This window comes from Roseateles sp., assembly GCF_036486225.1.
Taxonomy (GTDB): domain Bacteria; phylum Pseudomonadota; class Gammaproteobacteria; order Burkholderiales; family Burkholderiaceae_C; genus Roseateles.
This window is the reverse complement of sequence record NZ_DASVNZ010000132.1, coordinates 1-6,598: the sequence shown is the minus strand read 5'-3', so window position 1 is coordinate 6,598 and position 6,598 is coordinate 1. Positions and strand designations below refer to the sequence as shown.

General features: G+C 68.9%; 5 protein-coding genes. 4 read left to right on the top strand and 1 reads right to left on the bottom strand.

All coding sequences use genetic code 11. The features are described from left to right. Positions 1 to 200: 200 nt before the first annotated feature. A complete protein-coding gene (locus tag VF536_RS09065; protein ID WP_331614506.1) occupies positions 201 to 2,879 on the top strand; it encodes a DNA topoisomerase III in 2,679 nt (892 codons plus the stop codon). Positions 2,880 to 2,927: 48 nt separating this feature from the next. Next, entirely contained in the window at positions 2,928 to 3,893 is a 966-nt protein-coding gene (locus tag VF536_RS09060) for a hypothetical protein (protein WP_331614505.1), read from the top strand. Here the strand turns inward: VF536_RS09060 and VF536_RS09055 are convergent. Further along, positions 3,860 to 4,804 (bottom strand): LysR family transcriptional regulator, encoded by a 945-nt coding sequence (locus VF536_RS09055; RefSeq protein ID WP_331614504.1) that lies wholly within the window; start codon positions 4,802 to 4,804, stop codon positions 3,860 to 3,862. The genes VF536_RS09060 and VF536_RS09055 overlap by 34 nt on opposite strands. 139 nt (positions 4,805 to 4,943) lie before the next feature. Here VF536_RS09055 and VF536_RS09050 point away from each other — a divergent pair, with 139 nt between their 5' ends. Both VF536_RS09050 and VF536_RS09045 read left to right on the top strand, forming a co-directional pair. After that, positions 4,944 to 5,573 (top strand): glutathione S-transferase family protein, encoded by a 630-nt coding sequence (locus VF536_RS09050; RefSeq protein ID WP_331614503.1) that lies wholly within the window; start codon positions 4,944 to 4,946, stop codon positions 5,571 to 5,573. 7 nt (positions 5,574 to 5,580) lie between these two features. Then, positions 5,581 to 6,504, top strand: a complete 924-nt coding sequence (locus VF536_RS09045) for a pyridoxamine 5'-phosphate oxidase family protein (protein WP_331614502.1) — start codon at positions 5,581 to 5,583, stop codon at positions 6,502 to 6,504. Positions 6,505 to 6,598 lie beyond the last annotated feature (94 nt).

The following is a 6,598-nucleotide window of genomic DNA, read 5'->3' as shown; positions in this document are numbered from 1 at the left end:
GCCACCGCGAACACCCCGCGGCCATGGACGCCCGACTTGCGGACCTGGATGCGGCGAGAGGCTGTTTTTCGCGTCATCGAAAACTTGTGGTTAGTATGAATTCATGGGTGCGCGTACGTGTACGTGCGCGCGAGGCCGGATTGTAGGCAGGCGTTCATGAAGATCTTGGACACCTGAACGAAGAGGAAAGAAGCAAGCGCATGAGCAAGGCATTGGTGATCGCGGAAAAGCCGTCGGTGGCGCAAGACATCGTCAAGGCGCTGACCGCGCTGTCGGGCAAGTTCGAGAAGCATGACGAGTATTTCGAGAACGACGACTACGTCGTCAGCTCGGCCGTCGGCCATCTGGTGGAGATCAAGGCGCCAGAGGAGTTCGACGTCAAGCGCGGCAAGTGGAGCTTTGCCCACCTGCCGGTGATCCCGCCCCACTTCGATCTGAACCCGATCGACAAGAGCAAGGGCCGGCTGAACGCACTGGTCAAGCTGATCAAGCGCAAGGACGTGACCTCGCTGATCAACGCCTGCGACGCGGGACGCGAAGGGGAGTTGATCTTCCGCCTCATCGTCCAGTACGCCGGCACGGCCAAGGCGCAGGTGAACAAGCCGGTGAGCCGCTTGTGGCTGCAGTCGATGACGCCGCAGGCGATCCGCGACGGCTTCGAGCAGCTGCGCACCGACCAGCAGATGCTGCCGCTGGCCGACGCCGCGCGTTGCCGTTCGGAAGCCGACTGGCTGGTGGGCATCAACGGCACACGGGCGATGACCGCGTTCAACTCGCGCGACGGCGGCTTCTTCCTGACCACGGTCGGCCGGGTGCAGACGCCGACGCTGTCCATCGTCGTCGAGCGCGAGGAGAAGATCCGCAAGCACGTCTACCGCGACTACTGGGAAATCCGCGGCAACTTCGACGCCGAGGCCGGCCAGTACGAAGGCAAGTGGTTCGACCCCGCGTTCAAGAAGAACGCCGACGATCCCGAGCAGCGCGCCGACCGCGTCTGGACGCAGGCCGAAGCCGATGCCATCGCCGCCGCCGCGCTGGGCCAGCCCGCGACGGTGACCGAGGAGTCCAAGCCCAGCACGACCGCCAGCCCCGGCCTGTACGACCTGACCACGCTGCAGCGCGAGGCCAACTCGCGCTTCGGCTTCTCGGCCAAGACGACGCTGGGCCTGGCGCAGGCGCTGTATGAAAAGCACAAGGTGCTGACCTACCCGCGGACCGACTCGCGCTACCTGCCCGAGGACTACCTGATCGTCGCCCAGGACACCGCGCGCATGATCGCCAGCGCGAACATGCCCGGCCCGTTGCAGCCGCTGGCGCAGCACGCGCGCACGGCGCTGGACAAGGGCTACATCAAGCCGACGAAGAAGGTCTTCGACAACACCAAGGTGTCGGATCACTTCGCGATCATCCCGACGCTGCAGGCGCCCAGCAGCCTGACCGAGGCCGAGGCCAAGCTCTACGACATGGTCGTCAAGCGCTTCCTGGCGGTGTTCTTCCCGCCGGCCGAGTTCCAGGTCACGACGCGCATCTCGACGGTGAAGACGCCGGCGAAGTCCTATGCCTTCCAGACCAACGGCAAGGTGCTGATCAAGCCGGGCTGGCAGGCCGTCTACGGCAAGGAAGCCACCGACGAGAACGCCGAGCCGGGCACCAGCGGCGCGATGCTGGTGCCGGTGAAGGCCGGCGAGGTGGTGCGCACCGAGAGCACCGACGTGAAGGCGCTGGTGACCAAGCCGCCGGCGCGCTACACGGAAGCGACGCTGCTGTCGGCGATGGAAGGCGCGGGCAAGCTGGTCGACGACGACGAACTGCGCGAGGCCATGGCCGAGAAGGGCCTGGGCACGCCGGCGACGCGGGCCGCGATCATCGAAGGCCTGCTGGCCGAGAAGTACATGCTGCGCGAGGGCCGGGAGATGATCCCGACCGCCAAGGCCTTCCAGCTGATGACGCTGCTGCGCGGCCTGGGCGTCGACGAGCTGTCCAAGCCCGAGCTGACCGGCAACTGGGAGTTCCAGCTGTCCGAGATGGAGAAGGGCCGCCTCAAGCGCGAGGACTTCATGGCCGAGATCGCCGCGATGACTGAGAAGGTCGTGCGCAAGGCCAAGGAATACGACCGCGACACCATCCCCGGCGACTACGCGACGCTGAAGACGCCGTGTCCGAAGTGCGGCGGCGTGGTCAAGGAGAACTACCGCCGCTTCACCTGCACCGGCAAGGTCGGCAACGGCGACGAGTGCGGCTTCTCCATCCCCAAGATCCCGGGCGGCCGCAGCTTCGAGCTGAACGAGGTCGAGACCTTCCTGCGCGACAAGAAGGTCGGTCCGCTGGAGGGCTTCCGCTCCAAGGCGGGCTGGCCCTTCACGGCCGAGCTGGCGCTGGTGTTCGACGCCGAGATCGACAACTGGAAGCTGGAGTTCGACTTCGGCGAGGACGCGAAGAAGGCCGAGGAGAACGGCGAGCCGGTGGACTTCAGCGGCCACACCGCGCTGGGCCACTGCCCGAAGTGCAACGGCCGCGTCTTCGACTTCGGCAGCAACTACGTCTGCGAGCACGCGGTCGGCGACAAGATCACCTGCGACTTCAAGAGCGGCAAGATCATCCTGCAGCAGCCCATCGAGGCCGAGCAGATGACCAAGCTGCTGGCGACCGGCAAGACGGACCTGCTGGAGAACTTCGTCTCCAACAAGACGCGCCGCAAGTTCAAGGCCTTCCTCGCCTACGACAAGAAGGAAGGCAAGGTGATGTTCGAGTTCGAACCGCGCGCCGCCAAGCCTGGCGCGAAGCCGGCTGCCAAGACCGCCGCGAAGCCGGCAGCCAAGACGGCGGCCAAGCCTGCCGCCAAGAAGGTCGCGGCGAAGAAGGCGACGGCCAAAGGCTGATTCGCGCGCGCGGTCCACTGAGCGGGCTTCCCGTTCCGTGGACCGCGCATGAATACGCCCTGCAGCACCGCCGATATCCGCCTGTCGTGGGCGACGGCAACGACGCTCATTCCGACGCCGCAGCCGACGCCGGTCGACGTGTACGCCTGCCGCCAGGAGCATCACCGGCTGCGGGACCTGGCTCAGCCGTGGATCAGGCAGATCTCGGCGTCCTGGCCAGTCCTGCATCCGGCGGTGCTCGACTTCAATCTGGCGAACGAACGCTTCTCGCGGCTCGACGATCCGGCGCGCCTGCCGCAAGCGCTGGCCCAGGTGCGGCATGCCGTCGAATACCTCCAGCAGATTGCCGCGCCCCCTTCGAGCATGGGCATGGGCATGGGCACGGACGCAGAAGCGGACGCGGCGGCGATGCCGCCTCCGCGTTCGTCTGCGGTGCCGCGCGCGCCTCTGCGACGCGGTGCCGGTTCGGAACGCCTGAACCAGGTCCGTCTGGCATGGTCCGGCGTGGTCCTGGCGGCGGAATCCAGCGGCCCGGCGGCGCTCGACTTGCTCAAGATGCGCCGGCACATGCTGACGCGCCTGGACGAAATCGCGGCGCGTGACGTCCAAGCCGGTTCTCCGACGGACCAAGACCACCCGCGCGCTGACTGCGCCATGACCCGGATCACCCAGATTCTGGACGCCTGTCGCAGCCTGTTCGCCCTGCCGGAAGCGCGCCTGGCGGCGCTCGCCGCGGAAGAGCGACGTGTCGCGAAGCGGCAACTGGACCTGATCGGCGAGAACAGCGCCGCCCACGCGGTCTTCAAGACGTCACACGAGAGAATCTCCCGGATGTTCGCCGTCCACACGGCCGGAACGATCAAGCGCCACACCTCGGCCCTGTCGGCGTACGAGGATTTTCTCGACGGACTTGTCTGCCGGCCACCGGCGCCGCGCGGCAGCGCATCGGATGTGCCGGGGCAGTCCGCGGACGGCGACCTCTACGATCCGTTCGGGGTACTCACCGGCCTGTGATCCTCACGCAGGAAGGCGTCGCCGCCCAGCACCGGCTGGGCGCGCAGGCGTTCCGCCATGAAGTCCAGCAGCAGTCGCAGCGATGCCGGCACGCGCCTGCCGGCGGCATGCACCAGGTGCACCGGCGCGGCGGGCCGTTCGTGGTCCGCCAGCACGATGCGCAGCCGGCCCTCGCGCACCGCGTCCGCGGCCTGGTAGATCTGGCAACGGGCCAGACCCACGCCGGACTCCGCCGCCGCGATACCCGCGGCGTTGTCGTTCACCATCAGCGTGGGCGACAGCGCCTGGGGGCCGTCGCGGAAACGCCAGGGCGTCATGCTCTGGCCGTCGAAGTAGCTGGCGATGATCCTGTGTTCGACGAGGTCTCGCGGCGAGCCGGGCTCTCCCGCCCGCGCCAGGTAGTCCGGCGACCCCACGACGACGCGCCGCATCGCGCCCACCGGCACGGCGATCAGGCCTGAATCCGGCAGATGGGCGATCCGCACGGCCAGGTCCTGCGCCTCATCGAGCAGCGACACGACGCGGTCGACGAGCAGCAGCTTCAGCCGGATCCGCGCGTGCTGCTGTAGGAACGCCGCGGCCAGCGGCGCGACATGCAGCCGCCCGAACATCGAGGGCGCGGTCAGCGACAGCAGTCCCGTCGGCTCGGCTTGCGCGCCCACCGCCGCGGCCTCCGAGGCGTCCAGGTCGCCAAGGATGCGGCGGCAGTCGACGACGAAGCGCTCCCCCGCCTCGGTCAGCCGGACCGAGCGCGTGCTGCGCTGGAACAGCTGGACCCCGAGGCGTTGCTCCAGCGCCGCGATCGCCCGCGTCGCGGCCGGCGCGGAACAGCCCAGCCGGCGCGCGGCCGCGGCGAAGCTCTGCGTGTCGGCCACGGCGGTGAAGCAACGCAGGCGATCGAGATGGTCCATGTCGCGGACGGTCGCCGACTTGCGGCGACAGCATTATTTCGGCAGCTGCAATTCTGAATGATCCACGGTCGGCATTCCAGCCAACTGACGCAAGAGCTACGGTACAGGCCTCCGAAGACCTCCGCTGGAGCCCTCACCGATGAACGCCCCCGTCCTCCGCCCTTCCGCCCCGTTCCGACTGCATCGCGTGGCCGCCTCCGGTCATTGCCACCGCGTGGAACTGCTGCTGTCCCTGCTCGACCTGCCCTACACGGTGGTCGACGTCAGCCTGCGCAACGGCGATCAACGGCTGCCGGCCTTCGTGGCGCTGAATCCGCTGAGCCAGGTGCCGGTGCTGGAAGACGGCGAGGTGGTGCTGCCGGAGAGCAACGCCATCCTGGTCTACCTGGCGACGCGCTACGCCCCCGATGACGGCTGGCTGCCGCGTGACGCGGTCGAGGCCGCCTGGCAGCAGCGCTGGTTCAGCTTGTCGGTGAGCCTGCTCGGACCGGGCGCAGCGACACCCCGCTTCCGCGCGCTGACCGGGCTGGAGGTCGACCCGGCCTCGCTGACGCTGGGACACCGGCTGTTCGCGATGGTCGAGGAGCAGCTCGCGCGCACCGCCTTCCTCGTCGCCGACCGGCCGACGCTGGCCGACGTGACCTTCTACGGCTACACGGCGCAGGCACCGCTCGGCGGCGTGTCGCTGGACGACTACCCGCGGTTGCGCGCCTGGCTGGCGCGCATCGAGGCGCTGCCGCGCTTCAAGCCGCTGCCGGACCAGTTCTGAGGCCCCCATGGACACGACCTGGCACCCCGGCGAGCAGGCACTGCAGGCGACGGTCGGCGTCCGTGAACGCATGGCCGAGATTGGCCCGCAGATCGTCCGCGATCACATGCCGGACCAGCATCGCGAGCTGTTCGGCAAACTGCCCACGCTGCTGCTCGGCGCGATCGACGCCGCAGGCCAGCCGTGGGCGACCATGCTGGCGGGTCGTCCCGGCTTCGTCGCGACGCCGGACGCGCGGACGATGACGGTGACCGCGACGCTGGACGGCCAGGATCCGGCGCTCGCCGCGCTGCGGGCTCATGGACCGGGCGCGCCGGTGGCGCTGCTCGGGCTCGAACCGCACACGCGGCGACGCAACCGCATGAACGGCCGGCTGCTTGCGTTGTCAGGCGAGGGCCTGTCGGTCGGCGTCGTGCAGAGTTTCGGCAATTGCCCGAAGTACATCCAGGCGCGCGATCCGCTGGCCTGGGACGACACGCTGCCCGCGCTCGCGCAACCGCTCAGCGCGGCGCTCGATGACCGCGCGCTGGCATCGATCGAAGCCGCCGACACGCTGTTCATCGCCAGCGCCTCGGCGCCGGCTCCGGGGGCCGGACGTGCGGACGGCGTGGACGTGTCGCACCGCGGCGGGCCGCCGGGTTTCCTGCGGATGGAACACCGCCTGGACGGCGGCGTTGCGCTCTGGATGCCGGAGTTCCCCGGCAACCGCTTCTTCATGACGCTGGGCAACCTGCTGCGCCACCCGCGCGCGGGTCTGCTGATCCCCGACTACGCGCGCGGCGAGCTGCTGCACCTGAGCGCCGAGGCCGACGTCACCTGGAACGACGACGTGAAAGGCCTGACCCTGCGCCTCACCGGCGGTCTGCGCCGTCCCGGCGCCTTCCCCTGGCGCTGGAGCGAAGCACGGCTGGCGCCGCAGTTCAGCGTCTAGCCGCCGACAGCTCTCCCCAGCCCTCGATCGGAGAAGCCGGGCGCGACCGGTGCCCCTCGGAGCGAATGCCGAGCGTGAGGACGCGATTGAGCGG